Source organism: Mycobacterium sp., assembly GCF_965230835.1.
Lineage (GTDB): Bacteria > Actinomycetota > Actinomycetes > Mycobacteriales > Mycobacteriaceae > Mycobacterium.
Window position 1 is genome coordinate 2,496,019 of record NZ_CBDDLW010000002.1, and the last position, 24,234, is coordinate 2,520,252.

Annotated in this window: 18 protein-coding genes and 6 pseudogenes; 16 read left to right on the forward strand and 8 right to left on the reverse strand. The window is 63.4% G+C overall.

Features of this window, described 5'->3' with window-relative positions; translation table 11 throughout:
* The first annotated feature begins 23 nt into the window (after positions 1-23).
* On the forward strand, positions 24-1,595 hold the full coding sequence (locus ACO07W_RS11820) for an acyl-CoA carboxylase subunit beta (protein WP_421843386.1): 1,572 nt from the start codon (positions 24-26) through the stop codon (positions 1,593-1,595).
* A gap of 46 nt (positions 1,596-1,641) precedes the next feature.
* Here ACO07W_RS11820 and ACO07W_RS11825 read toward each other — a convergent pair whose 3' ends face one another.
* Both ACO07W_RS11825 and ACO07W_RS11830 read right to left on the reverse strand, forming a co-directional pair.
* A complete protein-coding gene (locus ACO07W_RS11825) occupies positions 1,642-3,162 on the reverse strand; it encodes a PPE family protein (protein ID WP_421843388.1) in 1,521 nt (506 codons plus the stop codon).
* Positions 3,163-3,495: 333 nt separating this feature from the next.
* On the reverse strand, positions 3,496-4,452 hold the full coding sequence (locus ACO07W_RS11830; RefSeq protein WP_421843390.1) for a dipeptidase: 957 nt from the start codon (positions 4,450-4,452) through the stop codon (positions 3,496-3,498).
* A 246-nt stretch (positions 4,453-4,698) separates the two neighbouring features.
* Here ACO07W_RS11830 and ACO07W_RS11835 point away from each other — a divergent pair.
* A pseudogene (locus ACO07W_RS11835) lies at positions 4,699-4,908 on the forward strand (WhiB family transcriptional regulator); the annotation flags it as partial.
* A gap of 98 nt (positions 4,909-5,006) precedes the next feature.
* On the opposite strand, the gene ACO07W_RS11840 reads toward ACO07W_RS11835, so the two are convergent.
* The 3 genes and pseudogenes from ACO07W_RS11840 to ACO07W_RS11850 all read right to left on the reverse strand — a co-directional run.
* The gene (locus ACO07W_RS11840) at positions 5,007-5,567 is read right to left on the reverse strand and encodes a VOC family protein (RefSeq protein WP_421845950.1); all 561 of its coding nucleotides are present in this window, start codon (positions 5,565-5,567) and stop codon (positions 5,007-5,009) included.
* Between the two features lie 131 nt (positions 5,568-5,698).
* Positions 5,699-6,535: an acyl-CoA dehydrogenase family protein gene (locus tag ACO07W_RS11845; protein WP_421845951.1), complete on the reverse strand. Its 837-nt coding sequence runs from the start codon at positions 6,533-6,535 to the stop codon at positions 5,699-5,701.
* A gap of 39 nt (positions 6,536-6,574) precedes the next feature.
* Positions 6,575-6,778 (reverse strand): annotated as a pseudogene (locus ACO07W_RS11850) (acyl-CoA dehydrogenase family protein); the annotation flags it as partial.
* Positions 6,779-6,916: 138 nt separating this feature from the next.
* Between ACO07W_RS11850 and ACO07W_RS11855 the strand changes: the two are divergent.
* The 11 genes and pseudogenes from ACO07W_RS11855 (at position 6,917) to ACO07W_RS11905 (ending at position 17,659) form a co-directional block, all read left to right on the forward strand.
* A pseudogene (locus ACO07W_RS11855) lies at positions 6,917-8,191 on the forward strand (IS256 family transposase).
* A 365-nt stretch (positions 8,192-8,556) separates the two neighbouring features.
* Positions 8,557-9,735, forward strand: coding sequence for a PPE family protein (locus tag ACO07W_RS11860; RefSeq protein WP_421843392.1), 1,179 nt, complete (start codon positions 8,557-8,559; stop codon positions 9,733-9,735).
* A gap of 99 nt (positions 9,736-9,834) precedes the next feature.
* A complete protein-coding gene (locus ACO07W_RS11865; RefSeq protein WP_421843394.1) occupies positions 9,835-11,013 on the forward strand; it encodes a PPE family protein in 1,179 nt (392 codons plus the stop codon).
* A gap of 80 nt (positions 11,014-11,093) precedes the next feature.
* Positions 11,094-11,252: a hypothetical protein gene (locus ACO07W_RS11870; protein WP_421843396.1), complete on the forward strand. Its 159-nt coding sequence runs from the start codon at positions 11,094-11,096 to the stop codon at positions 11,250-11,252.
* Between the two features lie 173 nt (positions 11,253-11,425).
* On the forward strand, positions 11,426-12,418 hold the full coding sequence (locus ACO07W_RS11875; RefSeq protein ID WP_421843398.1) for an SMP-30/gluconolactonase/LRE family protein: 993 nt from the start codon (positions 11,426-11,428) through the stop codon (positions 12,416-12,418).
* Positions 12,419-12,708: 290 nt separating this feature from the next.
* Entirely contained in the window at positions 12,709-13,887 is a 1,179-nt protein-coding gene (locus tag ACO07W_RS11880) for an acyl-CoA dehydrogenase family protein (protein ID WP_421843400.1), read from the forward strand.
* Between the two features lie 42 nt (positions 13,888-13,929).
* Complete coding sequence (locus ACO07W_RS11885; RefSeq protein ID WP_421843402.1) at positions 13,930-15,084, forward strand: acyl-CoA dehydrogenase family protein; 1,155 nt, start codon at positions 13,930-13,932, stop codon at positions 15,082-15,084.
* On the forward strand, positions 15,081-15,581 hold the full coding sequence (locus tag ACO07W_RS11890) for a MaoC family dehydratase (protein ID WP_421843404.1): 501 nt from the start codon (positions 15,081-15,083) through the stop codon (positions 15,579-15,581). Before ACO07W_RS11885 ends, ACO07W_RS11890 begins: the two co-directional genes overlap by 4 nt.
* An 8-nt stretch (positions 15,582-15,589) precedes the next feature.
* A complete protein-coding gene (locus ACO07W_RS11895; protein ID WP_421843406.1) occupies positions 15,590-16,042 on the forward strand; it encodes a MaoC/PaaZ C-terminal domain-containing protein in 453 nt (150 codons plus the stop codon).
* A complete protein-coding gene (locus ACO07W_RS11900) occupies positions 16,039-17,250 on the forward strand; it encodes a thiolase family protein (RefSeq protein ID WP_421843408.1) in 1,212 nt (403 codons plus the stop codon). Before ACO07W_RS11895 ends, ACO07W_RS11900 begins: the two co-directional genes overlap by 4 nt.
* Positions 17,243-17,659: pseudogene (locus ACO07W_RS11905) on the forward strand (Zn-ribbon domain-containing OB-fold protein). Before ACO07W_RS11900 ends, ACO07W_RS11905 begins: the two are co-directional and overlap by 8 nt.
* Here ACO07W_RS11905 and ACO07W_RS11910 read toward each other — a convergent pair.
* Positions 17,644-18,252 (reverse strand): PadR family transcriptional regulator, encoded by a 609-nt coding sequence (locus tag ACO07W_RS11910; RefSeq protein WP_421843410.1) that lies wholly within the window; start codon positions 18,250-18,252, stop codon positions 17,644-17,646. The pseudogene ACO07W_RS11905 and the gene ACO07W_RS11910 sit on opposite strands and share 16 nt — an antisense overlap.
* Before the next feature lie 91 nt (positions 18,253-18,343).
* On the opposite strand from ACO07W_RS11910, the gene ACO07W_RS11915 reads away from it, so the two are divergent.
* Both ACO07W_RS11915 and ACO07W_RS11920 read left to right on the forward strand, forming a co-directional pair.
* Positions 18,344-19,294: an alpha/beta hydrolase gene (locus ACO07W_RS11915; protein ID WP_421843412.1), complete on the forward strand. Its 951-nt coding sequence runs from the start codon at positions 18,344-18,346 to the stop codon at positions 19,292-19,294.
* Positions 19,291-20,682 (forward strand): annotated as a pseudogene (locus ACO07W_RS11920) (flavin-containing monooxygenase); the annotation flags it as partial. The gene ACO07W_RS11915 and the pseudogene ACO07W_RS11920, both read left to right, overlap by 4 nt.
* A 58-nt stretch (positions 20,683-20,740) precedes the next feature.
* Here ACO07W_RS11920 and ACO07W_RS11925 read toward each other — a convergent pair.
* On the reverse strand, positions 20,741-21,928 hold the full coding sequence (locus ACO07W_RS11925; protein ID WP_421841682.1) for an RNA-guided endonuclease InsQ/TnpB family protein: 1,188 nt from the start codon (positions 21,926-21,928) through the stop codon (positions 20,741-20,743).
* A 139-nt stretch (positions 21,929-22,067) separates the two neighbouring features.
* On the opposite strand from ACO07W_RS11925, the pseudogene ACO07W_RS11930 reads away from it, so the two are divergent.
* Positions 22,068-22,280, forward strand: a pseudogene (locus ACO07W_RS11930) (cyclohexanone monooxygenase); the annotation flags it as partial.
* Between the two features lie 138 nt (positions 22,281-22,418).
* Here ACO07W_RS11930 and ACO07W_RS11935 read toward each other — a convergent pair.
* Positions 22,419-24,194, reverse strand: a complete 1,776-nt coding sequence (locus ACO07W_RS11935) for an acyl-CoA dehydrogenase family protein (RefSeq protein WP_421843414.1) — start codon at positions 24,192-24,194, stop codon at positions 22,419-22,421.
* Positions 24,195-24,234: the final 40 nt, after the last annotated feature.

Here is a 24,234-nt window from a genome sequence, read left to right on the forward strand (position 1 = left end):
CAGACAAGTGAGGTAGGCAAGTAGTGACCGTCGCCGAGCCAGCTTCCACCCACACCACCGCCGAAAAGCTTGCCGAGCTGCGCGCTCGTCTTGAGCTGGCCAACGAGCCCGGCGGTGAGAAGGCCGTCGCAAAACGGGCGAAGCTGGATATCCCGAGCGCGCGAGCGCGCATCCACGCGCTGGTGGATCCGGGCACCTTCCTGGAGATCGGCGCGCTGTGCAAGACCCCGGGTGACCCGAATGCGCTGTACGGCGACGGGGTGGTAACCGGACATGCCCGGATCAACGGCCGTCCGGTCGCGGTGTTCTCCCACGACCAGACCGTGTTCCAGGGCTCAGTGGGCGAGATGTTCGGCCGCAAGGTGGCCAAGCTGATGGAGTGGTGCGCGATGACCGGCTGCCCGATTGTCGGCATCAATGACTCGGCGGGCGCTCGTATCCAGGACGCGGTCACCTCGTTGGCTTGGTATGCCGAGCTGGCCAGGCGTCACGAGATGTTGCGCGGCGTGGTTCCTGAGATCTCCATCATTCTGGGCAAATGCGCTGGGGGAGCTGTATATTCGCCGATTCAGACCGATATGGTGGTGGCGGTGCGCGACCAGGGCTACATGTTCATCACCGGCCCCGACGTCATCAAGGACGTCACCGGCGAGGACGTCAGCCTCGACGAGTTGGGCGGCGCGGACAACCAGGCTCGGTACGGCAATATCCACCAGGTGGTGGAGTCGGAGGCCGCCGCGTACCAATATGTCCGCGACTACTTGTCGTTCTTGCCGTCCAACTGCTTTGATTCTCCGCCGATCGTGAACCCCGGGCTGGAGCCGGAGATCACCTCGGCCGATCTGGAACTCGACTCGATAGTGCCCGACGCCGATAACGCCGCCTACGACATGCACGAGATTCTGTTGCGCATCTTCGACGACGGCGATGTCTTCGACGTGGCAGCGCAGCGTGGTCTGGCGATGATCACGGCTTTCGCCCGGGTAGACGGACGACCGGTTGGGGTGATCGCCAACCAGCCGATGCACTTGTCGGGGGCGGTCGACACGGAGGCCTCCGACAAAGCGGCTGGGTTCATCCGCTTCTGCGACTCCTACAACCTGCCCTTGGTTTTCGTTGTCGACACCCCAGGTGCTATGCCCGGGGTGCAGGAAGAGAAGAGCGGGATCATCAAGCGCGGCGGGCGTTTCTTCAATGCCCTTGTCGAGGCGGACGTACCGAAGGTGACGATCATCATCCGCAAGGCTTACGGCGGCGGCTATGCGGTGATGGGCTGCAAGCAGCTCGCCGCGGACTTGAACTTCGCGTGGCCTACCGCGCGTATCGCGGTGATCGGCGCCGACGGTGCTGCGCAGCTGCTGATGAAGCGCTTTCCGGATCCGACCACGCCGGAGGCGCAGCAGGTCAAGCGCGACTTCGTCGAGGGCTACAACCTCAACTTGGCGATCCCGTGGACCGCCGCGGAGCGCGGCTACATCGACGGGGTGATTCAGCCGCACGACACCCGGCTGCTGCTGCGCAAGTCGATGCAGCTGTTGCGGGACAAGCAGCAGTGGTGGCGGGTTGGCCGCAAGCACGGCCTGACCCCGATCTAGACCGCGGCTCGGCCGCCGTGCGCCGCGGATGCCTTAGCCGGCATCGCTATTCCGCGATCTCGATTGCGCGGTTGGGGTCGGGGCCCCAGCCGCTTGGCAGCATCGGTTCGGTCGGCCCGCCGTTGAGCGCGTCACCGGCTAACGTGGCCAGTCCTTGTCGGCGGACGAGGCCGGACTTCGGTGCCGCACCGGTAAATCCCGGCGATCCAGGGGAGCAGCCCGCCGCAACCGTTGCTGGCGATGGCGGACTGTCCGGCGTCGCGTTAGGGCCGACGCTGTCGCCAGCGATGAATTCGTAGCGGTAGCCACGGCCCTTCGACCGGGATCGGTGGTGGCTGCGAGCCCGTTTCTTTCCGCGGCTCGGCACTGTGACGGTGGTTAGCGCGGCAACGGAGTCGGAAGCGGATTCTGCGGCGGAGGCGTGCGTCGTACGACGCGACCGCATGCCGGGCCCGAACTCTTCACGTGGATCACCACCGCTGACCGCATAGAAATCGGAATCGCCGGCCAGCTGTGGAGGTGGAGGAGAACCAGGCGCAGCCGAAGAGCTGGGTGTCGGGTGTGTCGGGGCAGGAGTTGTTGTCGCTGCAGCGGGGTTGGTGGCCAATGCGGTGGTGCTGACGGCTGTCGGCCAGGCGTGCGCTGCCGGCCCAATTGACGGGGCGGTCTCAACCGGCGGTTCCGAATCCGCGTTTACCGCTGCGGAAGGAAGGCCCGCTAGCCCGGTCAACCCTACGGCGGCGGTGGGCAGCAGGATGGGACTGAGTAGCGGGGTGAAAGGTCCGAAGTAGATGGCCGGGTCCAAGATCAGGTAGGCCATGAACTGGAATACCGGTCCGGAAATGAAGCTGATGAGCCAGTTCATGGCCCAGACAAGGACGGTTCCTAGCGGACCGCTCAGCATCTGGGCAATGGTGTTCCGCAATGTGGTGAGCAGCCTTTCGAGTTCCTGAATCAGCCAGGCCACGGGATCGGGGAAAGTGCTCGCGGTAGTCGAGGCGCCGGTCTGGGCGGGCTGGGTTAGGGCGTTTCGGATCTTTGGAGCGGGTGGCGTGGTCGGAGTCGAGTAGAGCAGTGTGTCTGTGGCTGCTTGATAGGTGTGCATGGTGACAGCTGCTTGGACCCACATTCGCGTGTAGTTGGCCTCATTGAGTGCAATGGGGATGGCGTTGACGCCGAAGAAATTGGTGGCCATCAACACCGCGTGGGTGGCGTGGTTGGTGGCCAACTCGGCCAAGGTCGGCATGGTTGCTAAACCGGTGCTGTATGCCACAGCCGCAGTTTCGTGCTGCGCGGCCATTTTGGCGCTATCGACGCTGGCTTGTATCAACCACGCAAGGTAGGGAATGTGTCCGGCGATGTACCGCTCGGCGCTTGGGCCCTGCCACACCCCTGCCTGAACCGTTGTCAGCATTGCGTTGAGTTCGTCGGCGGCTGAGGCGTATTCGGTGCTTAGTGTCGACCACGCCGCCGCGGCTGCGACTAAACCGGTTGGACCGGGGCCGCTGGACAACAAGGCCGAATGCACCTCCGGCGGAATCGCAATCCAGATCGGGTAGGCCTTCATCGGCCGGTCCGCCGAGGGCAGGTCGGGATTGTGCTTGTGGGCAGGGGGTGGTCTGCTGGTGGGTTTTCGGCGCGGGTCCGAGCAGCGACGTTCACCACGGCGCGAGCTCCTTGCTAACGTAAATCCAGGTTAGCCTAACCTAATTTAAACCAGGTTAACCTAACCTATTGGCATCGCCAAGGCGCGCTTCCTGCCGGCGCTAGATTCCCGGCTGGCGGCTTCGCGCCTTGCCGCGGCGGCAGTCCGGCGCCGCTCCGCGCATGAAAGACCGGACAGATATAGGCCATCGCCGAGCGGCGTGCTCGAACCGCTAGGCGTTGTTGGTGTCGATCGTTAGGCGTTCCACACCTGTCGTGCGACACGATAAAAGTTGCCGCCGAGTATGGCCGCGATGTGTGTGCCGCTCCATCCCCGCTGGCGGAGGTGTTGGTCGATCGTCAGGAATGTTTCAGGCGGCATCCATTGGATGGGCCCCCACCGGGTATAGCTTTCATCGAACAGGTGCGGGTTGCGCACGAGCTCGGCGGTGAAGTCGGTTTGGTCAAACGAGAAGTCGGTGCTGATGCCGACGTGTTCGATGCCGACCAGTTCAACAGCGTATTCAAGGTGTTGGGTTAGAGCATCGAGGGTGGGTGTATTCGGGCCAAGGAAGATACCAACGCCTGTGATTCCAATTACGCCGCCGGTATCCTTGCATGCTCGGGCCTGATCGTCGGTGATATTTCGGGGATGGTCCCAGACTGCCCGCATACAGGAGTGGCTGTAGATGACTGGCCCGCTTGATGTTTCGCACATGTCTAGCCCGGTGCGACGGCTGCAATGGGATCCGTCGGGAACGATGCCGGCCGCGTTCATCTCTGACACCAGTGAACGGCCCCATCCGGTCAGGCCGGAGTCTTCGCTGTCCAGGCAGCCGCATCCGGCGCGATTTGCGTGATTGTAGGTAGGCAGCAGGGTGCGGACGCCAAGATCGGCCAGTGGATACAGGTTTTCGAGATTGTCATCGAGCGGGCCCGAATCTTCCAGATCGAACACCACCGCGATGCCATCGGCGTCGACGATCGCTGCAACGTCGTCGATCCCGGCCGCCAGCTGCAGCCTCGGATGTGCCGCGACGGCCGAACGGTAGTGCGCCAGCAGCGCCGTCGTGTCATCGAAGGTGTGCGGAGAATATCCCGCGTTGACTGATACGAACGCGCCGCCAGGACGCTGGTAGCGGGTTAGTTGGCCGACATCGGCGTCGAGTTGCAACGGCAGGCAAGTGTGCTGATCCCACAGGAGTGATGCCATGGTTACCGATCCTGGACCATTCCGTCCTGAGTGGATGCTGTTAGGCCTCGATCGTTGGTTGACGCGAAGTGGTTTCGAGGCGCCGGCGACGGATGGACGCGACACTCCCAGCCCAACCGCCCGACACGCCGTTGTGTGGCTGGCATTTGCGAAAAACGCGGCGCGCTGACGTGACTGATGTGATTAATGTGTTCACAGTGATGCCCTATGGAAGTACTCGGACCAACTCCTGAACCCGACACCGCCTGGCAGGATCTCGCGTTGTGCGCGCAGACCGACCCGCACGCGTTTTTTCCCGACAAAGGCGGTTCAGCTCGTGAGGCCAAACGTGTGTGCCGGGAATGCGAAGTCAAGGCGCCGTGCCTGGAGTACGCGTTGAGCAACGACGAGGGTTTTGGCATCTGGGGAGGGCTGTCCGAACGGGAGCGGCGGAACTTGAAGCGAGGCAGCGCATGAACACCGATGCGCCGAATTCTGAACCATGTGAGAATCTCGCATACCCGCGGCACGCCGCGACCTGTGTACGGGTACGGGCTAATGCCTATTCCCGGCGATCAGGGTGCCAGTCGGGGAGGGAGTCTACGCACGGCTTGCGCGGCAAGCTGGGGCACCGAGTTCGCTAGATCTGGCCGGTTCCTGGTCTCGGCGCGGAGCGTGCGATAGAACGACCAGAGATGACGCGGTGTGGGAACTTTTGGTAACCACGCTAGTTCCCAATGGATTCCGTTGATCGGGTCATCGAAGAACACGGCATAGTAGCCCGGCCAGTATTGCGCGTATTCTTGCGGCTCGTCCGTGACGTGGACTTCTCGCACAGTCAGAAACTCGCGACGAAACTGGTCGACCTCTTTCCTGCATCGGGCCCACAAGGCGATGTGGTTGACGCCAACAGCCTGCTCGGTGTGTTGCAGTCGATGCCCGGAGTGGGCCGGCTGAATGCCGATGTAGCTATGTGGCCTCGCCAGGCGAGTCATGTAGTAGGTCGATCGATAGCCGATGTCCAACGTCGAGAAACTCGTGTATCCGAGCCACCCGAACATGTCGTCATAGAACGCAATTGAGTCGTCGTAGTCCAACACCGCGAATTCGACGTGATGAACACCGCGCCACCGCATCATGCCCCCCTCAGGGCTTACTGGTAGGCACTAGAGGTGCCTACCAGGGATGGATGAGGCAATCTTACGCCGCGTGCTGAGGTGTGCGCGCACTTCGGCGCCGAACCCAGCGCGTGCGGGTGGCCTGATGGCTAAATGAAGGTAGTTTCGAGGTGGAGGTGTTCTTTCGCGTATTCGATGTAGTTGCGGTCGTCGAAGACCATGTGGCCGGCTCCCATATGGATATCGCGGAAGCAGCGCTGGATCCTGCTCGGGTTTCGCATCCCGTCGCTTCCGGATGCGCTCCACGCGAAGTCGACCGCTTCCACTGCAACTTTGGTGGTGTAATTGGCCGCTACCTTCGTTGCGCGTAGACGTGAATTAATGTATTCGGCATCGCGGTTGGCTTCGATGGCGGCAATCGCGCGCTCGTAGGAATGCAGGGAATGGGTCCTGGCGGCATCGACTGCTACGGTGTGTTGGCCGTAGTCGCGTTGGAAGACCTGTTGCTCGATGAGGGGTGTTTGGCCGAGCCTGGCGCGTCCGTTCGCCGCGATGTCGCGGATTTCGGCGAGGGCTCGGCGGGCGACGCCCACGGCCCAGGCGACGGATCCGATCGTGGCGAGCGGAATTGGTCCCATCCCGTAGAACGGCCCGCCTGATTCGTGGCTGGCTGCTCCGGGTTGGAACATGGTCCAGGTTGTATCGGCCGGGACATGTTGCTCTGGGATCTCGAAGTCATAGCTGCCGGTGCCGCGTAGACCCATGACATCCCAGTTTCCTTTGAGCGTGAAGCCGTCCTGTGGGACGAGGAAGCCGATCAGCGGCGGGGCGCCGTCGTCTCCGACGGGGGCGACCTCGCCGTCGCGCATGACAAGCGCAGCGCCGCCCATGAACTGGGCGTGTCCTGAGCCGCTGCCGAATTTGTAATTGCCGGAAACTGTATATCCATCGCCGCTCTCGTGGGCGATGCCAAGCGGTGCGAACATGCCGGCACCGGCCCGCAGGCCGGCGAATCGTTGAGCGGCAGCAGGGCTGACGAAGGCCAAGTAAGCGCCCACGGATGCGTTCTGTGTGAACGCCCAACCGACCGATCCATCGGCGTACGACAGCTCTTCGCAGACATCGAAGATCTCGGATGGTGTTGCTTCCTGTCCGCCGAGTGAACGTGGGGTCATGAACGTGAAGAGCCCCGCGCCTTCCAGCGCATTTACGACACGGTCCGACATCGTGCCGGCGGCTTCGGTCGCGTCTCATCGCTGGTGTAAATGGTCACGGGCGTAGGTTCCGTCGCAACCGACGAAAGCTATGAAGGAGGGGCTACGCCCGTGACCAAGCGAGTATCGCCGATTGAGCGTGTGCGTGTTGAGATGGATCAGTTGTTCGCCGCGACCGAGCGGCCGTTGACCGAGATTTTGGAGGAGGTCGGGCGGTTATCGGTGCGTCTGGTGTTTCAGGTCGCCGTGGAGGCCGAGGTAGAAGCAGTGTTGGGCCGAGCCCGTCACCAGCGTCGGGTTCAGGACGGCCCGGGCGGGTACCGCAATGGGTATCAACCGCCGGCGACGGTGAAGACCACGATGGGCTCGGTCGAATTATGCCGCCCGAAACTACGCGACACCGACGAGCGGTTCTGTTCGCGGCTATTCGGTGCCGGGGTGACGCGCACCCACGCTCTGGAGGCGTTGGTGATTTCGGGATGGGTGCGCGGTTTGTCGGATCGCGACATCGAGGCCGCGTTGGCCGAGGTGCTGGGCTCGTAGGCGGCGTTGTCGCGCTCGACGGTGAGCCGGATTTGTGCGGCCATCAAAGACGAGTTTGCTGCGTGGTCGTCTCGACGCCTTGATGAGCTGGTGTTGGACTACCTGTTCTTGGATGCCTCGAACTTTCGGATGCATTCCAACGCCCCGGCCGAGCCGGTGCTGGCCGCCTGGGGCATCTGCACCGACGGCAAGCCCCTGTTTATTGGGCTGGCCCCAGCCGCAGCGGAGTCGGCTGATGCGTGGGCCGGCTTCTTGGCTGACCTGAGGAACCGGGGACTACGCCCGCCGCTACTGGGCATCTCCGACGGGGCGCCGGGCCTGATCGCCGCATGGGAGACCACGTTTCCGGCAAGCCTGCGTCAGCGGTGTCTGATCCATCGCTGCCGTAACGTCATCGCCAAGACACCTGTCGCGGTCCAGGACGAGATCAAAGCCGCGTTCTGGTCGATCTTCGATGACATTGACCAGCCACCCGGCCAGCAGGCCGTGGATGAAGCCACCCGCCGCGCCGAGGAGTTCACCACCACATACCGCGGGCTCTACCCAGCCGCGGTCGCTTGCCTGGCCAACGACTTCGCCTCGCTGAGCGTGCATTTGCGCTTCCCCCGCCAACACTGGACACGCATCCGCCATTCCAACCTCATCGAACGCACCTTCGGAGAATCCCGTCGCCGGGTCAAGGTCATCGGCCGCCTACCCGGCGAAACCAGCTGTCTGTCGCTGGTATGGGCCGTCCTCGACCGCGCCAGCCGCGGCTGGCGCGGAGTCACCCAAACATCAGCGACCAGCCGCCACCTCCAAGAACTACGCCACCAACTGCTCGAGCCACCCCGCCCACTGCATCCCCCCACCACAACAACCACGACCGACACCACCGCCGCGTAACATGACCACCAGGAACATGCGCCCAGCGTTTTTACACCAGTCCTAAGACGCCACCCCGGTTTTGCGGGCAGCGTTTCGGAGCGGCATTGGCGACTTAAGCAACATCATGCCGGTCGCCGGCAATTTCTGCCCGGACAGATTTCTGACTGTTTCGCGCCGAGTCACCTCGAGGACGAGGCGTTGGACCCACGGTTGCTGTTGTTGAGTCCGAGCCAGATGCCAAGCACAGATCGACCTACTGCCCAAAACAACTTATTCCCAAACGAATCCCGCAACGTCTGGATTGGTTTTTCTTGATTGCTGCCTGAACGACTCGACCGCAGCGGCAACTCGTCAGGGGTTCGGCTGGCGAAGAAAGGATAACGATGCTCGACTACGGCACACTGCCGCCGGAAATCAATTCCGAGAGGATGCATTCTGGACCCGGTTCGGGTCCGATGCTGGCCGCCGCCATGGCGTGGGAAGTCTTGGCCACCGGTTTGGATTCCATTTCGCGAAACTTCGCCACGGTGATAGCGACTCTGCAAGGCGAGAATTGGTCTGGCGGTGCATCAGACGCGATGGTGAGCGCGGCTGCACCCTATATGGCGTGGGTGGCGACGGCCGGCGCACAGGCTGAGGAGACCGCCATCCAGGCTCGGGCGGCGGCAAGCGCTTACGAGGCAGCATTCGCGGCGACGGTGCCGCCGGCAGCGGTAGCTGCCAACCGCACCCAACTGGCTGCGCTGATAGCAACCAACACATTTGGGCAGAACACCGTGATGATCGCGGCTGCCGAAGCCCAGTACGAGCAGATGTGGGCCCAAGATGCCGCAGCAATGTACGGATACGCCGCCGCTTCGTCGGCGGCCGCCGGCTTGCGGCAGTTCACCGAGCCGCCGCAAACCACCAAGTCCGACGGCCGGTCCGCTCAGGCTGCCGCGGTGGCCCAAGCTGCGGGTGCTTCAACGGCCGACGACGCTCGAACGAGCCTGTCCCAGCTGATGTCGAGTGCCACGCAGCAGTTGCAGTTGCTTGCGTCAACGAAACCTCCAAGCGGAGGGGGATCTTCGCCAATCCAACTGATAATGAAGATGTTCAGCAGCTTCAATACCCTGAGCGGTCCGGTAGGTCTGGCGTCGAACCTAAGTCGTAGCACCACATCGGCGATGAGCGGCTACACCGGCGTTTATCGGTCCGCTATCCAGGCCGGCCAAGCGGCTGCCAAAGCGGCCGCAGGTGCCGCCAAGGCGGCCAGCGTCGCCGGAGTTCCAGCGGACCTGCCTCACCCCGTGCTTGCCAGTGCGGGTAGCGCGCCAACGATCGGGAAGATGTCCGTGCCGCAGACCTGGGCGGCGAGCAGTCCAGTAGCGGCACCTGTTGAGGAAACGATGTGGTTGTCGGAGGCGGAGCTTGGCGACGGCCCATCCTGGTCCCCGGCATTGCTCTCTGGTGGGCAAGGGGCAGGCATGAGATCAACGAGTGGCCTCCGTCCCACGGTCAGTAATGCATTGCGCTTGGGGCCGCCAAAGTTCAAGATGCCACGTCCATCGTTGGGCGGATAGGCCCCTGATTCGTCTGCCTCGGTCAAACCGGCATGGCCGTTGATCTTCCTATCCAACGCTTCTCGTCAGCCGCTGAGATCTCTTTCGAGAGGAATGCACATGATCGACTTCGGGGCGCTTCCGCCTGAGGTCAACTCGGCAAGAATGTACTGCGGTCCCGGCTCTGGACCGATGATGGCGGCCGCGGCCGCTTGGCGAGCGGTTGCCGCGCAACTCGAGTTCTACGCGTCCGGCTATTCTTCGGTACTGGCACAGTTGCAGGGCCAAAGTTGGTCTGGCGCTGCGTCGATCGCTATGGTCAGCGCGGCCACTCCCTATATCGCTTGGGCGACAACGTCGGCCGAGCGGGCTGACCACGTCGCCAGCCAGGCGCAGGCGGCTGCGGCAGCCTATGAGATAGCTTTTGCCGCAACGGTTCCGCCGGAGGTTGTCGCATCCAACCGCATCCGGTTGGCGATACTGATCGCAACGAATTTCTTCGGGCAGAACGGGCCGGCGATCGGTGCCACCGAGACCGAATATACCGAGATGTGGGCCCAAAATGCCGCCGCTATGTACACCTATGCCGCAGCCTCGTCGGCTGCCACCAAGATGTCGTTGTTTGACAGACCGCCGCAGACCACAAATATGGCAGGTCAATCAACGCACGAGGCCGCGGCAGTCCAATCGGTGAGCAATTCCGTGCAGCACAACCAAGCGCTTGCGTCACAGCTGATGTCGGCCCTGACGCAACAACTTCAAACTCTGGCCAACGCGGGCTTGGCAGGTGGTTCCGCGCCGTCAGGATCCAATTCACCGTGGACGTCAATGCTTCTCGCAATGGTCGCGGGCTTCAACACTCTGACCGGTCCGTTGAACTTTCTCGGGCAGATTAGCCGCACGATGTCGTCGGCGACCAGCGGCGGGTTGGGGGTCTACCGGACTTCGCTCCAAGCCCCCCCGGTGGGGGTACGGCCGGTGGCAACCAAGCCGAACTCGCCAGGCTGGGGAGCCGTTCGCGGTCGAGTTGTCGCCAGTGTTGGCAAGGCGGTACCGGTGGGCAAGCTATTCGTCCCGCAGAGCTGGACTGCGGACTATTCGACAATTGACCAGGCCGACGGGCCACGCCCCATGGCGGGAGCCGACATTCGACTGCTGTCGGCCACCAGGGCCAATCCCTCAGCGCATACGGTGGATGGCTTGCCGGCGACGAGTTCAGGAGGGCAATCGGAGGGCCCGCTCGTGTTGCGCAACGGACGTCGCCGCTTCACGATGCCCCGACCCTGTAGCGGAGGGTGACCGCACCCTACTCGGCCACACGGTCTTGACAACCGGCTGCTCAGAGACGGCCCCAAAAACACCGCCAACCTGGAGTCGCGATGTCGTCAGAGCCACCGCATATTTCGCCACCGCTGCACTGTCCGGACAGCGAGGCGCGGCTTGGGCATCGACTGCGGCCGGCCACCATCGCCTTGATTATGGCTCTGGCTCTGCTGATCGCCGTGGTCCTGACTGTGACGATCGTTTTGACCTCCTAGTTCCCGTGCATGTTTCTGAGTTGCGAGGTTTGCCCGGCCAGCGACCATCGCTGTGCGCACGCAACCGAATGCGCGGCACAGCCGCTATCGGGTTTTCTGCGGTTCTCCGGCTTGGTTCGGGCCCGTGGCGTCGCGATCTCTTTGCCGACCGACCCGCTTGTAGGTTGGACCCAATGGTGAACAAACCCCCGATCTATCCGGTGCGATGGCAACCACCTCCGGTGCAGCCGTTACCGCCACCTGATCTGCAGGCAGCTGTGACAGTTGTGAGGTTGCCCGGCTCCGCGCCGGAAGATGTTGTCGCCGATGCAGACGGCAATATTTGGACCGGCGTCGACGACGGCCGCGTCATCCGCCTAGCTGCGGACGGCACTGGTGCGCAAGTGATGGCCGATACCGGCGGACGCCCACTAGGTCTGGCCGTGTGTGGCGACGGCCGACTTTTGATCTGCGACAGCCATCGCGGGTTACTGCGATGTGATCCCGCAACGGGATCCGTGGAGACATTGGCCGCCGAAGTGGCCGGCCGGAAGTTGATGCTGTGCTCAAACGCCATCCAATCATTAGATGGAACAATCTATTTCACTGAATCTACGGACCGCTTCGGCTACGAAAACTATAAGGGCGCTGTGCTCGAAGCTCGGGGTACCGGCTCGCTATTTCGCCGCGACACAGACGGCACGATCGATGTTCTGGCCTCCGGGTTGAAGTTTCCAAACGGTGTAATGCTCACCGCCGACGAATCAGCGTTGGTGTTCGCGGAGTCGGCCGGTTGTCGCTTGTCGAAGTACTGGCTCACCGGCAGCCGGACCGGCTCAATCACCGAACTTGCCACCGAGCTACCCGGCTACCCCGACAACATCGCGATAGGCAAAGACGGCAGGGTGTGGGTTGCCTTGGTGTCGGAGCGAAACAGGGCCAGCGAGTGGCTTAGTCCGCGCGCCCCGATCCTACGGAGGCTGCTATGGCGGTTGCCGTACCGCTGGATCCCAGACCCGAAATCGACGGTGTGGGCGGTCGCCTTCCACCCCGATGACGGTCGCGTCATTACCCAGCTACACACCACCCACCCAGAATTCGGCCTCGTGACCGGTGTCGCCGAGGCCGCGGGCAGGCTTTGGTTGGGTTGTATCGGCGCGTCTGCGCTTGGCTACGTCGATATTTAGGCCAACAACAGCGGCTCTTCTTCGCATAGCGGCGACGCATATCGATGCGAGCCACCTCAGTTCGGTCGTCCGACCCGGCGATGCTGCTAGCGCGGTGCGGCGAGCGTTCCGATTCTTGGCCGAGATGCCGACCGCGGAGCACCGGGTGGACACCTTCATCGCCCCGTCTGTCGGGAGGCCGATCTCGAGTCCCGCGCGCTGTCGATGCGGGTCCATCAGACCGACGTCCTACACTACTATTCCGATTAGAAATAACGCTCATCGGAATAGTGGCCACATCGGGGACGGACATGGACTTCGAGCTCGACGCCGAGCAGAGTGCGTGGCTGGCGGAGGTGCGCGAGTTCTTGCGCGCGAACGTCACCCCGGCGCTGCGCGCCGAGCTCGCCGCCCACGACCTTGAGTTCGTCGGAGGTGAGGTGGCCCGGTTCCGTCGAGCGATCGGGGAGAAGGGCTGGTTCGGCCTGAACTGGCCCCGCGAATATGGTGGCCTTGGGCTGGGCGCGGTGCACCAGCACCTTTTAATCAGCGAGTTCGAGTATTGGGGTGTGCCCGGACCCGATCTCACCGTCACGTCGGTAGCGCCGATGATCATGCGGCACGGGACCGAGCAGAACAAGGCCGAATTCCTCCCGGCCATTGCACGCGGCGAGCTGATCTGCGCTGTGGGCTACTCGGAGTCCAATGCGGGCACGGACCTGGCGGCACTGCGAACCAGAGCGGACCGCGACGGTGAAGAATGGGTGATTAACGGCGCCAAGATCTGGAACAGCGGGGCGCACCGGGCAACCCACGAATGGCTCTGCGTACGAACCGATCCCGCGGCTGCCCGCCACCGTGGCATCTCGGTGATCATTGTGCCTATCGACTCGCCGGGGATCGAGATCCGCCCGCTGTACGCATGGTCGGGGTACCGCACCAACGAGGTCTTCTTTCAGGATGTGCGAGTCCCGGTGGGCAACCTGATTGGCGAGGTCAACCGGGGTTGGACCTACATCACCGGAGCCCTTGACCTCGAACGCGGAGCGCTCACGAACGCCGGTGACCTCCGCCGAGCCGTTGATGACCTTATCGCCTTGGCCCGGTGCCCGTTGCGCGACGGCACGGTCGCGATCGACGACCCGGTGGTGCGCAGGCGGCTCGCGCTGTTGACGGCCGACATCGACGCCGCGACGTTGATGGGGTACGAGGCGGCATCACTGCTCGACAGTGGCGTAATCCCAACTGTCGAGGTCAGTGTGGAAAAGATTTTCACCAGCGAGCTGCGTCAGCGCATCGCCGATGTTGCTCTCAACCTCCTCGGGCCCGATGGGCTGCTTGCGCATCTCAGCCCTGAGGCGCCGCTTCAAGGCCGGTTCGAACGGCTCTATCGCGAGGCGCCCTTGATGCGCTTCGGCGGTGGAACCAACGAAGTGCTGCGCGATGTCATCGCACAGCGTGGCCGACGCATGCCCTCCTACGGGCGCTGAGATGCCGACCAGCAAGCGCGATACTGAACGGGGGGTGGATCAATGAGGTTGCTTGCGCCGAGCGAACACCGTGAGCTGTCAGCGATGCTGCGGGCGCTATTGGCAGTCGAATGCTCCACCTCGATGGTGCGGACCTACAACGCAGGCGCGATCCTGCCGGTCGGTTTATGGAAGGCCCTGGCGGGTGCTGGCGTCCTGGGTTTGGCTGTCGCCGAAGAGGACGGCGGATCCGGTGGAACGCTCTCCGACGTCGGAGTGTTCGCGCTCGAAGCCGGGCGCGCGCTGTGTCCGTTGGCGGTGCATGGCACGGTGCTCGCAGGCCTGGCGATCACGACCCTCGGCGGAGCGGATATGCGGGCCGCGTGGCTGCCTGCCCTGTGCGCCGGTGAACTGCGGGCAGCTACGGCGCTGTGGAATCCGCGCGACGCCGCCGACACGGCACCCGTTCTCACCGCTTGCGCCGACACGGGTGGCTGGCGGCTTGTCGGCACCGTCGACTTTGTCAGCGAATCCGCTGCCGCGGAGGTGATCGTTGTCTCGGCGCGCGCTGACGACCGGACGCTGATGGCTGTTGTGGATCTCGCCGCACCCGGAGTGCACCGGGATCGGCTCTCCCTGATGGGCGGTCACCGAGCATGCCGCGTTCGCTTCGACGATGTAGCCGTCGCCGATGCCGAATCCGTGATTGATGTCTCTGACGGTCGTGGCACCGAAAACTTGCGCCGTGTCGCCAATACCTCGGTGGCGTTGCAGTCCATGGACCTAGTCGGTATCGGAGAGGCAGTGATCGAGCGAACCGTCGAATACACCCGTAGTCGCGAGCAGTTCGGCCGACCCATCGCGGCATTCCAGGCGGCCCAGCATCTGGTCGCTGACATGGACATCGCAGTGTCCGCGGCGCGTCTGGCCGCCCACGCCGCGGTATTTTGGCTAAACAGGGGCCAGACCGCGACACGTCAGACGGCGGTTGCGCGCATCCACGCCGCGACCGCAGCCACAAAAATCACCCTGGATGCGCACCAATTGCACGGTGGTATGGGTTATGTCACCGAGACGGACCTACACCTATGGTCGGAGCGGGCGCGGGTGCTCTCCACACTCGGAGGTGGCCCAGACACGGCAGCGCGTTGGTTGGAAGGCGAACTCGACCTCGCCGCGGGCGCCCCGGGGACGTTGACCGAAGGGAATGCGCGGTGACAGAAGACAGCCTCATCGACGCTGAGTCGGCTGCCCGGGTCGGCACCGTGGCCGCCGCTGCTCGAGGCGAGGTTTTGAGGCGCGACTGGCAGCGCTGGGCCGCAGCCGTTGGAGACGACAACCCGCTGTGGTTCGATCCCGACTATGCTCGCGCGAACGGCTACACCGATGTCATCTGCCCTCCGCTGTTCCTCCAGTACGCCGTCTTAGGCGTAACGCGGTTGGACGAGTTACGCGCCGACGGGTCGTCTGGCGCGGCGTCGGGTGGCCTTGCGTTTCCTCTCGCGCCCAAGCGTATGGCGGGTGCGGAAAGCACCACCTTCCACGCCCCGGCCTATCACCGCGACGACGTCGACATGGTGCGCACCGTGGAATCCATCACCGAGAAGCAGGGCCGCTCAGGAAGGTTTGTCGTCGTGACTTGGCGCTCGGTGTATCGCAATCAGCGCGGCGAGCTGCTCGCCGAAGCGTCTATGTCGATGATCGCTCGACCGTGAGGAATGCCGTGGCAACCGAACAGTTACATTACGAGGACGTCAACGAAGGCGATACGATTCCCGAGCTCGTCGTCACTGTCGACGAAACCCAGATGTTCTTCTTCAGTGCGGCCACCTACAACGGGCATCGCATCCACTATGACAAGGCATGGGCCCGTGACGTGGAGGGTTACGACGATGTGCTGGTCCACGGCCCATTGCAGGCGGCATTGCTGGCCCGCGCGCTCACCGACTGGATTGGCGGACGCGGACGCCTGCTGGACTACTCGGTGCAGAACAGGGCGGTCGCTCTGCCGGGGCAAGAGCTGAGGTTCGGCGGCCACGTCACCGCCAAACGTCTTGAGCCCGAGTTGCATCCGAGCATGGGCTTGCTCGACCTCGAGATCGCAGGCAAGCGCGACACCACCGTTTTGATGCCGGGTTCGGCTATGGTTGCGCTGCCACTGCGGGCGGCGTTGTGACCGGGCTGCGTGGCGAGGCTGCCATCGTCGGCATCGCCGAGCTGCCCGCACAGCGCAAACCCTCGGCGCCGCCGTTGTTCACTCTCGATCAGTACGCCCGACTGGCCAAACTGGTGATCGAGGACGCCGCGGTAGAACCCGACTGCGTCAATGGCCTTCTCACCCACGGCGTGGCCGAATCAAGCATGTTCGCACCTGCGACACTGTCGGAATATTTAGGCGTGCCATTGGATTTCGGTGAGCGCGTCGATCTGGGTGGGGCCAGTGCGGCGGGCATGGTTTGGCGGGCAGCGGTCGCCGTCGAACTGGGACTGTGCGACGCCGTGCTGGCAGTGGTCCCTGGATCGGCCAATCAACCGCGCTCGATGCGACGACCACCGGCGCAGCAAAGCTGGCTTGGCGCGTCCAGCAACAATTACGGATCGCCGCAAGCAGAGTTTGAGATCCCTTATGGAAACGTCGGCCAGAACGCCCCATACGCGCAAATCGCCAACCGGTACGCCGGCGAATACGGCTACGACGCAACGGCTCTCGCCAAGATTGCGGTCGATCAGCGGACCAACGCCTGCGCACACCCCGGCGCGGTTTTCCACGGCGCGCCGATTACGGTCGATGACGTTCTGGGCAGCCCGATGATCGCCGATCCCATCCACATGCTCGAGACGGTCATGTGGGTGTATGGGGGAGCCGGGGTACTGGTCGCCAACGCCGACGTGGCTCGCCGCGGACGTCATCGGCCCGTCTGGATTACCGGCTTCGGCGAGCGCATCGCGTTCAAGACGCCCACGTACGCCGCGGACCTACTCCAGACGCCGATCGCTAAGGCCGCTGACCGGGCATTTGCGATGTCCGGCCTCGCGCGTTCCGACATTGACGTGGCGTCGATCTACGACTGCTACACCATCACGGTCTTGATGAGTCTGGAAGACTCGGGCTTCTGCGCCAAGGGGCAGGGGATGGCCTGGGTCACCGAGCGTGACCTCACCTATTCCGGAGATTTTCCGCTCAACACTGCCGGAGGGCAACTGTCGTTTGGTCAGGCTGGGATGGCCGGCGGCATGCATCATGTGGTTGACGGTGCGCGCCAGGTCATGGGACGAGCCGGCGACACGCAGGTGCGTGACTGCAACACCGCCTTCGTCACCGGCACCGGCGGCATCATGAGCGAGCAGGTGGCGCTGACGCTGGTCGGCGGCGACAATGGCTGAACCAAATGTCGGCCAGCTGCCGCTTCCGGAAGCCACGCCGGTATCCAAGCCGTTCTGGGATGCGCTTACCCAGCATCGCATCCTGGTGCAGTATTCGCCGTCGTTGCAGCAGTATGTCTTCTACCCGCGGACGCTGGCCCCCGGATCATTCGCCGACGATCTGCAGTGACGCGAAATCGATGGCGCGGCAACGGTGTACACCTATACGGTGGCGCGAAGACCTACTGGGCCGCCGTGGTCGGATAGGGTCCCGCAATTGCTCGCTGTCGTCGAGTGGGACGTGGGGCCGCGATTCAGCACCGAATTGATCGACGTCAAGCCGGAAGACCTGCGCATTGGTATGCGAGTCAGCCCGGTTTTCTGCGACGTTGAAGACGGAATCACCTTGCTGCGTTATCGGCCTGCTTGAGGCTGGCGAGCCGGCAATTCGCCCGAGCGCTGCTCGGCTAGCCGGTCAAGGTCAGCTAGCATTGTGTCGGCGCGGGCGCACTCATCGGCGTAGTACTGCGCCGACCAGTTGAGCACTATCTCGGGGTAGACCCAGTTGGGGTTGGTCTTGGCGCCTTCAACGTGGGCCAAAGCCCGCACCCTCATCTGCTCGGATTGCTCGCGATGTGCTAACAGCGCCTCGCGTAGCTTCTCGGGTTCGGCCATGTGCCCCAACCACATTCGCAGCATGATGCCGTGCTTGAGTACTGCAGGATCGGGGGGAGCGTCGTTGGCCCAGGTGGCGACGGCGTCTTTGCCCGCGGCGGTGATGAGGTATAACCGTTTGCCCCGGACGTCGTTCTTGTCAACGATTCGGGACGAGACCAGGCCGAGTGCTTCCAATTTGTGTAGTTCGCCGTATATCTGGCTGAACGACGGGGCCCAGTAGAAAAAACGCAGGCTCCAGTCGGCCCACTTCTTCAAGTCGTAGCCGGAGAGTTCTTCCCCGAACGACAGCAGGCCCAGCACCGCCCAACTCGTTGCCCGCAGCGGCGCCGAGCCGTCATCCGCCATGACGACACCCTACCGGTAGCAAGGTATTGTTCGGCATATTCCTAATAGGTATAGTCGCGCCGAGGCGTGCCGCAGGTGGGGAGGTGAGTCGGTGACCGATGGTGTAGCCGAAACCTTGAGAGCGCTCGATGCTGGCTTCCCCGCCGTCGAAACCATGACACCCGCCCAGGTTCGCGCCACCATCGCCGACCGCCACGCCGCCCTGCCCGTGGTCGCCCAAGATGTCGGTGACGTGCAGGAGCGCTCGATCGCCGGGCCGAATGGTCTGTTGCGGCTTCGGATTTACTACCCGCCGGCGCTGGGAACCAGGGCCGCAGTCGTGTTCTGCCATGGCGGCGGATTCGTGTTCTGCAGCCTGGACACTCACGACGCGTTCTGTCGAGCCATGTGCGCAAACTCGGCGGTCGTCGTCATCTCGGTCGATTATGCGTTGGCACCCGAAAACCGTGCCCCAGCCGCCGTGCTCGACGCATTCGCCGCGTTCTGCTGGGCGGTCGACTACTCTGCTGAACTCGGTGTGGCCCCTAGCCGGATCCTCGTCGCCGGTGACAGCGCAGGTGCGAATCTGGCCGCAGCGGTGGCAATCCATTGTCGTGAACAGGGTCTGATGCAGCCCGCAGGGCAGCTGCTGTTATACCCAGCACTCGACCCGTCGTGCGACACTGCGAGCTACCGGGCCTACGCAACCGGCTACTACAACACCAGAGCGGCGATGCGATGGTATTGGCATCACTACCTGGGGGCGCAGCCGCTCCCCAAACCCGCCTACCTGGTTGCTCCCGCTCGAGCCGAATCTCACTCTGGTTTGGCTCCGGCGGTCGTGGTCACCGCAGGCCTGGATCCGCTACACAGCGAGGGTGTCGACTACGCTCGGGCGCTCCGGGCGGCCGGTGTCTTGGTGCTGCAGCGTGACTATCCCGGTTTGTTTCACGGTTTCATGACGATGATGTCGCTTCCTGCCGCCGCGGCGGCGCGCGAACTGTTGTGGATGGACCTGCGGCGGTTGGTGGCAACGGCCGAAACTCTCGGGCCACAGCCGTGAGCGCGCCCAAGGTCTACGACGTCATCGTGCTTGGCGCCGGGTTTGCGGGACTCTATGCAGTACACCGCGCCGCGACATCGGGCCTCTCGGTGCTCGGCATCGAGGCAGCACCCGGAGTAGGCGGCACCTGGTACTGGAACCGGTACCCGGGCGCGCGGTGTGACGTCGAAAGTGTGGACTACTCCTACTCTTTCGATGAGGAATTGCAACACAGTTGGACGTGGACTGAGCGCTATGCTTCCCAGCCGGAAATTCTGGCGTATCTTGAACACGTTGCGGTTCGGTTCGACCTGACCCGCCGCTACGACTTCGACACACAGGTCGTCGGGGCAACTTTCACAAGCGAATCCGGCTATTGGTGCGTTGAGACTTCGACCGGGTTGACCCACTATGCCCGATTCCTGTTGTGCGCCACCGGATGTTTATCAGCACCCAACCGGCCGGATCTCCCCGGCCTCGACGGTTTCGGCGGCAGCGTGTACTACACCGCCGCGTGGCCTCATCAGCATCCCGACCTACGCAACAAGCGGGTCGGGATCGTCGGGACGGGATCATCGGGGATCCAGGCCATCCCGATCATCGCCGCGCAGGCATCGTCGCTGGTTGTGTTCCAGCGATCTGCGAACTACAGCGTGCCGATGCCGAATCATCCGTGGTCGAACCGGGATTTGCAACGCATTCGTGCCGAGTACCCAAGCCGCAGAAGCGCTTCAGCTTACGCTCCCGCGGGTACGCCACACGGCACGTACGACAAGAAAGCCGTCGACACCGATCCGGCGGAAAGGCTTGATGCCCTATGGCGGCGGTGGCGCGAGGGTGGTGTGCTGTTCGGCAAGACATTTCCTGACCAGAACACCGACCTGCAGGCGAACGACATCGTCCGCCGTTTTGCAGAGGACAGGATTCGGGAAATCGTTCGTGATCCCGTAGTTGCGGCGCACCTTACCCCCGATGACCATCCGATCGGCACGAAACGGATCTGCACCGACATCGGCTATTACGAGACCTTTAACCGAGATAACGTCCGCCTGGTCAACCTACGTTCGGAACCCATTGTCGCGGTCACCGCCGGGGGCATCCGAACCGCCCAGGGCTCCTATCCTTGCGATGTGCTCATCTTTGCCACCGGGTTCGACGCAATGACCGGGGCGCTAACCCGCATCAACCCGACCGGGCCCGACGGCGATCGGCTAGCCGACCTGTGGGCGGATGGCCCGCTGACCTTCCTCGGAATGATGGTGCCACGGCTGCCGAATCTGTTCACGTTCAGCGGCCCCGGCAGTCCGTCGGTGCTAGCCAATATGGTGCTGCACGCCGAGGTGCAGGTGAACTGGGCGATCGACCTGATTCTTGCGACCCGGCGCAGGGGCGTCACCGAGGTGGAGCCTCTTGACTGCTCCCCCGCATAAATGCGGGGGATTCCGCAGCTCGGGTTGCCTAGCGCAGCTACGCCGCGTCGGGTCTTACACCGTCTACGCCGCCGGGGTTCAGCCCTGCCCGGTTTAAAACCACCTGCGCCGCGTTTCGATCCCTGTCCGCGACTGTGCCGCACGTGGCACAGGTGTAGATGCGTTGCGACAGCGGCAGGCGGTGCGTGGCTCTTGCCCCGCACTGTCCGCAGTCGGTGCTGGTGTACTTCGGGTCCACCATCACAACACAACGGCCATGCTTGCCCGCCATGTTCACAAGTTCTGTTTTCGCGATACGGATACCCGCATCGGCGGCCTTACGCGCCATCGTCGACTTCGCCAAAAACTTTGGCTTGAAGTCCTCGACTGCTACCGCATCGAAATCATTGACCAGGTTTTTCGCCCACATTCGTGCGTCCTGCTGGCGTTGACGCGCAACCTTCTTGTGCGCCTTGGCCGCCAACCTTTTAGCCGCCCGGTAGCGCCGACTACCTGGCTTCCCTTTTCCGGGGCGCCGTCGCGCCATGGCCCGCTGATAGCGGGCCAGCTTGTCGGATCCGGTTTTACCGTGCTGCGGGTGCGCCAAATCATGCTCAGCGCTGGTGGTGGTAGCTATAGCCTTCACACCCCAGTCGATACCAACTACCCGGCCCGTGACTGGTAGCGGCTCGGCTTGGGCTTTCACCACAAACGAGGCATACCAGTGCCCCAGACTGTCGCGGTAGACGCGCACACTCGACGGCGCAGTAGGCAGCTCCCGCGACCACACCGGCCGCACCACAACACCTTTCGCCAAAAACAGCACCCGGTCTACGAGCCGGAAGGCGTTGCGGTTGTAGTTGAGGGTGGGCGCGGCGAGTTGCTTCTTCTTGAATGTGGGGAATCCAGCACGGGCTCGCATCGGCAGCCGGTTCCGGATGTCCTTGAGCGCTTTTGCCCGCGATTTCGCGAAGTCACGCACGGTTTGTTGATGCGGTACCGCCGATCCAGCGGCCAGCCAATCCTGCTGTTGGCGCCAGCCAGTTAGTTGCTTGTCGAGTTCCGCGTATCCGCAGGTCTGGCCTGCCTGATGCGCTTTTTTCGATTCTGCGACACACTGGTTCCACACCCAGCGGCAGCGATCCCACTCGACCAGGAGAGCCTTTTCGGCGACGCCCGACATGCGCAGCCGGTAGGTGTAGCGGGCTTTGCCGCTACCCGCATCCTCACCAGCCCCGGCACTCATACCAGTCACGATAGTGCCGGGCACCGACAAGCGGCGGCCACGCCGCGACCCCAGGCAGTGGCCACCCCGGAAACAAAATTGATGCGCTCCATCCCCGCACTAAAGATGCGGGGCTTTCCCGCGCTACGAATTTTCGGGTAAAGACGCCGCCGCTGGCTGGACCCGCCATGTCACCGATATCGCCGATGGCACTTTGTTCCCCACCGCGCGTTCGTCCTGGTACCTCGGCACCAACATCGAAGGCAAGAAGCGCGTGTTCATGCCCTACGTCGGTGGTCTCGGCACCTACCGCCGCCACTGCGAAGACGTAGCCGATAGCCATTACGCGGGCTTGGTGCTCACGACGCGTTGAGCACTTTAGATCTGAAAAAGCTGACAGCAGAGCCGAGCTGGTTGGTTGATCGCCGGCGGGATACGACGGCCGGTCGAGCTACACATGCCCGGACCAACGGTGGGCGCTCAGGTGTTCGCCGGCTGGAGCCGGGGTTCGCTAAGAGAGCGTCAGCGCGCCATCGGCGAGTTCGTCGAAGCGCTCGATTGCCTCATCGGATTCAGCGTCAATGCCGCGCAGCGGCCCGCGATCGGCCAGATAGCGCTGCGCGTACAAACGCGCGATCAGCGCTTTGCGGTCGGCTCCGCGCGTTTCCCGCTCCCACGCGGCCTGCTCGGTGAGCAACGCGGCAGCGTAGACGTCACCCATCAATTGAGCGAGCGGGAACAGGCGCGCCTCGGCCGTGGTGCGGTCGAGTGTGGCCCAGGCGGCTACTGCCGCATCGAGATCTTCGATGCGGTTGGCGACTAGCCGCGTCGTGTCATCGTCGCCAGAGACCGATACCGCGTCACGCAGCCGGGCTAGCAGTATTTCGTGGGCTCGGGTCTGCTCGATACCGCGGCGTACGTCGAGGCAGAGAATATTGTCCGAACCTTCCCAGATGGTGTTGACCTGCGCGTCGCGCAGCAACCGGGCCACCGGCCACGTTTCGACATAGCCATTGCCGCCGTGGATCTCAGTCGCGTCCGAAGCCGCGGTGATCCCCAACCGGCAGACTTTTAGTTTGGTGACTGGTACCGCGATGCGTTGCCGGATGCTCCTGGGCTGGCGGTGGTTGGCCGCTCCGGTGCCGTCGAACACCATTGCTTGAGCCGCTTCGACGTCAACGATCATCTCGGCGAGCTTGCGGCGCATCAGTGGTTTATCGATGAGCGCACCGCCGAATGCCCGGCGCGAGCGGGCGTAGCACAACGATTCGACCAAGGCACGGCGCGCGTTGCCGAGGGCGAACGATGCTGTGCCTAGCCGCAATCTGTTGGTCAGCTCCATCATGCGACCAAGGCCTTTGCCGTCGGATTCGGCCGCATCAGCGGTCGGTTCGCCGGACAGGAGAAATGCTTCGGCGTCGACGAACTCGATCTCGCCGGAAGCCACCGCTCGGGTGCCCAGCTTGTCCTTGAGCCGGCGGATCCGGACGCCGTTGCGGGAACCGTCGCGGCGCGTCCTGAGCACCAGGAAGGTGGCCACACCTCGGGTGGAGTCGGGTGCCCCCTCCGGCTTGGCCAGTACGACGAACGCCTCGCCGGCGCAATTGGAGGCAAACCATTTGAACCCGTTCAGCAGCCAGGTGTCGTCGCCGCGTGTCGCGGTTGTCTCGAGGGCGCCGAGGTCGGAGCCGCCGGTGCGCTCCGTCATCAGCTGTGCTGCCTCGCCGTCCCACTCGCCGGAGTTGAGTTTGGCGAGAACGGAGTCGCGAACATCGGGTGGTGCGAACTCGGTTACCAGCGATCGGACCATGTTGCCGCCGGTGCCGAGCGCGCAGCCCAGCCCGATATCTGCCTGATTGAGCAGATAGTTAGACGCGAAAAGCGGAAGGGACGGGTTCACGCCTGCGCGTCGCGCCTCGGCGCGCAAGGCCTGCTGGGCGCTGACGACGGCGCGCTTGGACTGGGTAAACGACTCGGGCATCACCACTCGGCTGACGTCATGGCCCCATCGGTCATAGCGTTCGAGGTGCGGTGGGTGACGGTCGGTCTCCTCGGCCCAGCGTGCCACCGGCCCGCCCATTAGCTCACCGATGCGGGCCAAGTGAGGTTCGGCGAACGCCAATTCGTCGGGTTGCAAGTAGTACGCCATAGTGAATTGCAGAGTCGGATCCGTGAGGTACCAGTTGAGCCCTATGGCTCCGCGGTAATTGTCGGTTTGGTAACGCTGCGTCTTTTCCGGCGTTGAGAAGGGCAAGCGGTCCACGGTTTCGAACTCGTAGTCGCGCATGCCGCGATCCTATTGCATAGGATATATATATCTATACCGA

Excerpts from the sequence above, each read along its gene's own strand:
- ACO07W_RS11825 (WP_421843388.1), bottom strand. The coding sequence starts at position 3,162 with ATGAAGGCCTACCCGATCTGGATTGCGATTCCGCCGGAGGTGCATTCG.
- ACO07W_RS11830 (WP_421843390.1), bottom strand. The coding sequence starts at position 4,452 with ATGGCATCACTCCTGTGGGATCAGCACACTTGCCTGCCGTTGCAACTC.
- ACO07W_RS11840 (WP_421845950.1), bottom strand. The coding sequence starts at position 5,567 with ATGCGGTGGCGCGGTGTTCATCACGTCGAATTCGCGGTGTTGGACTAC.
- ACO07W_RS11845 (WP_421845951.1), bottom strand. The coding sequence starts at position 6,535 with ATGTTCGCACCGCTTGGCATCGCCCACGAGAGCGGCGATGGATATACA.
- ACO07W_RS11860 (WP_421843392.1), top strand. The coding sequence starts at position 8,557 with ATGCTCGACTACGGCACACTGCCGCCGGAAATCAATTCCGAGAGGATG.
- ACO07W_RS11865 (WP_421843394.1), top strand. The coding sequence starts at position 9,835 with ATGATCGACTTCGGGGCGCTTCCGCCTGAGGTCAACTCGGCAAGAATG.
- ACO07W_RS11870 (WP_421843396.1), top strand. The coding sequence starts at position 11,094 with ATGTCGTCAGAGCCACCGCATATTTCGCCACCGCTGCACTGTCCGGAC.
- ACO07W_RS11875 (WP_421843398.1), top strand. The coding sequence starts at position 11,426 with ATGGTGAACAAACCCCCGATCTATCCGGTGCGATGGCAACCACCTCCG.
- ACO07W_RS11880 (WP_421843400.1), top strand. The coding sequence starts at position 12,709 with ATGGACTTCGAGCTCGACGCCGAGCAGAGTGCGTGGCTGGCGGAGGTG.
- ACO07W_RS11885 (WP_421843402.1), top strand. The coding sequence starts at position 13,930 with ATGAGGTTGCTTGCGCCGAGCGAACACCGTGAGCTGTCAGCGATGCTG.
- ACO07W_RS11910 (WP_421843410.1), bottom strand. The coding sequence starts at position 18,252 with ATGGCGGATGACGGCTCGGCGCCGCTGCGGGCAACGAGTTGGGCGGTG.
- ACO07W_RS11925 (WP_421841682.1), bottom strand. The coding sequence starts at position 21,928 with ATGAGTGCCGGGGCTGGTGAGGATGCGGGTAGCGGCAAAGCCCGCTAC.
- ACO07W_RS11935 (WP_421843414.1), bottom strand. The coding sequence starts at position 24,194 with ATGCGCGACTACGAGTTCGAAACCGTGGACCGCTTGCCCTTCTCAACG.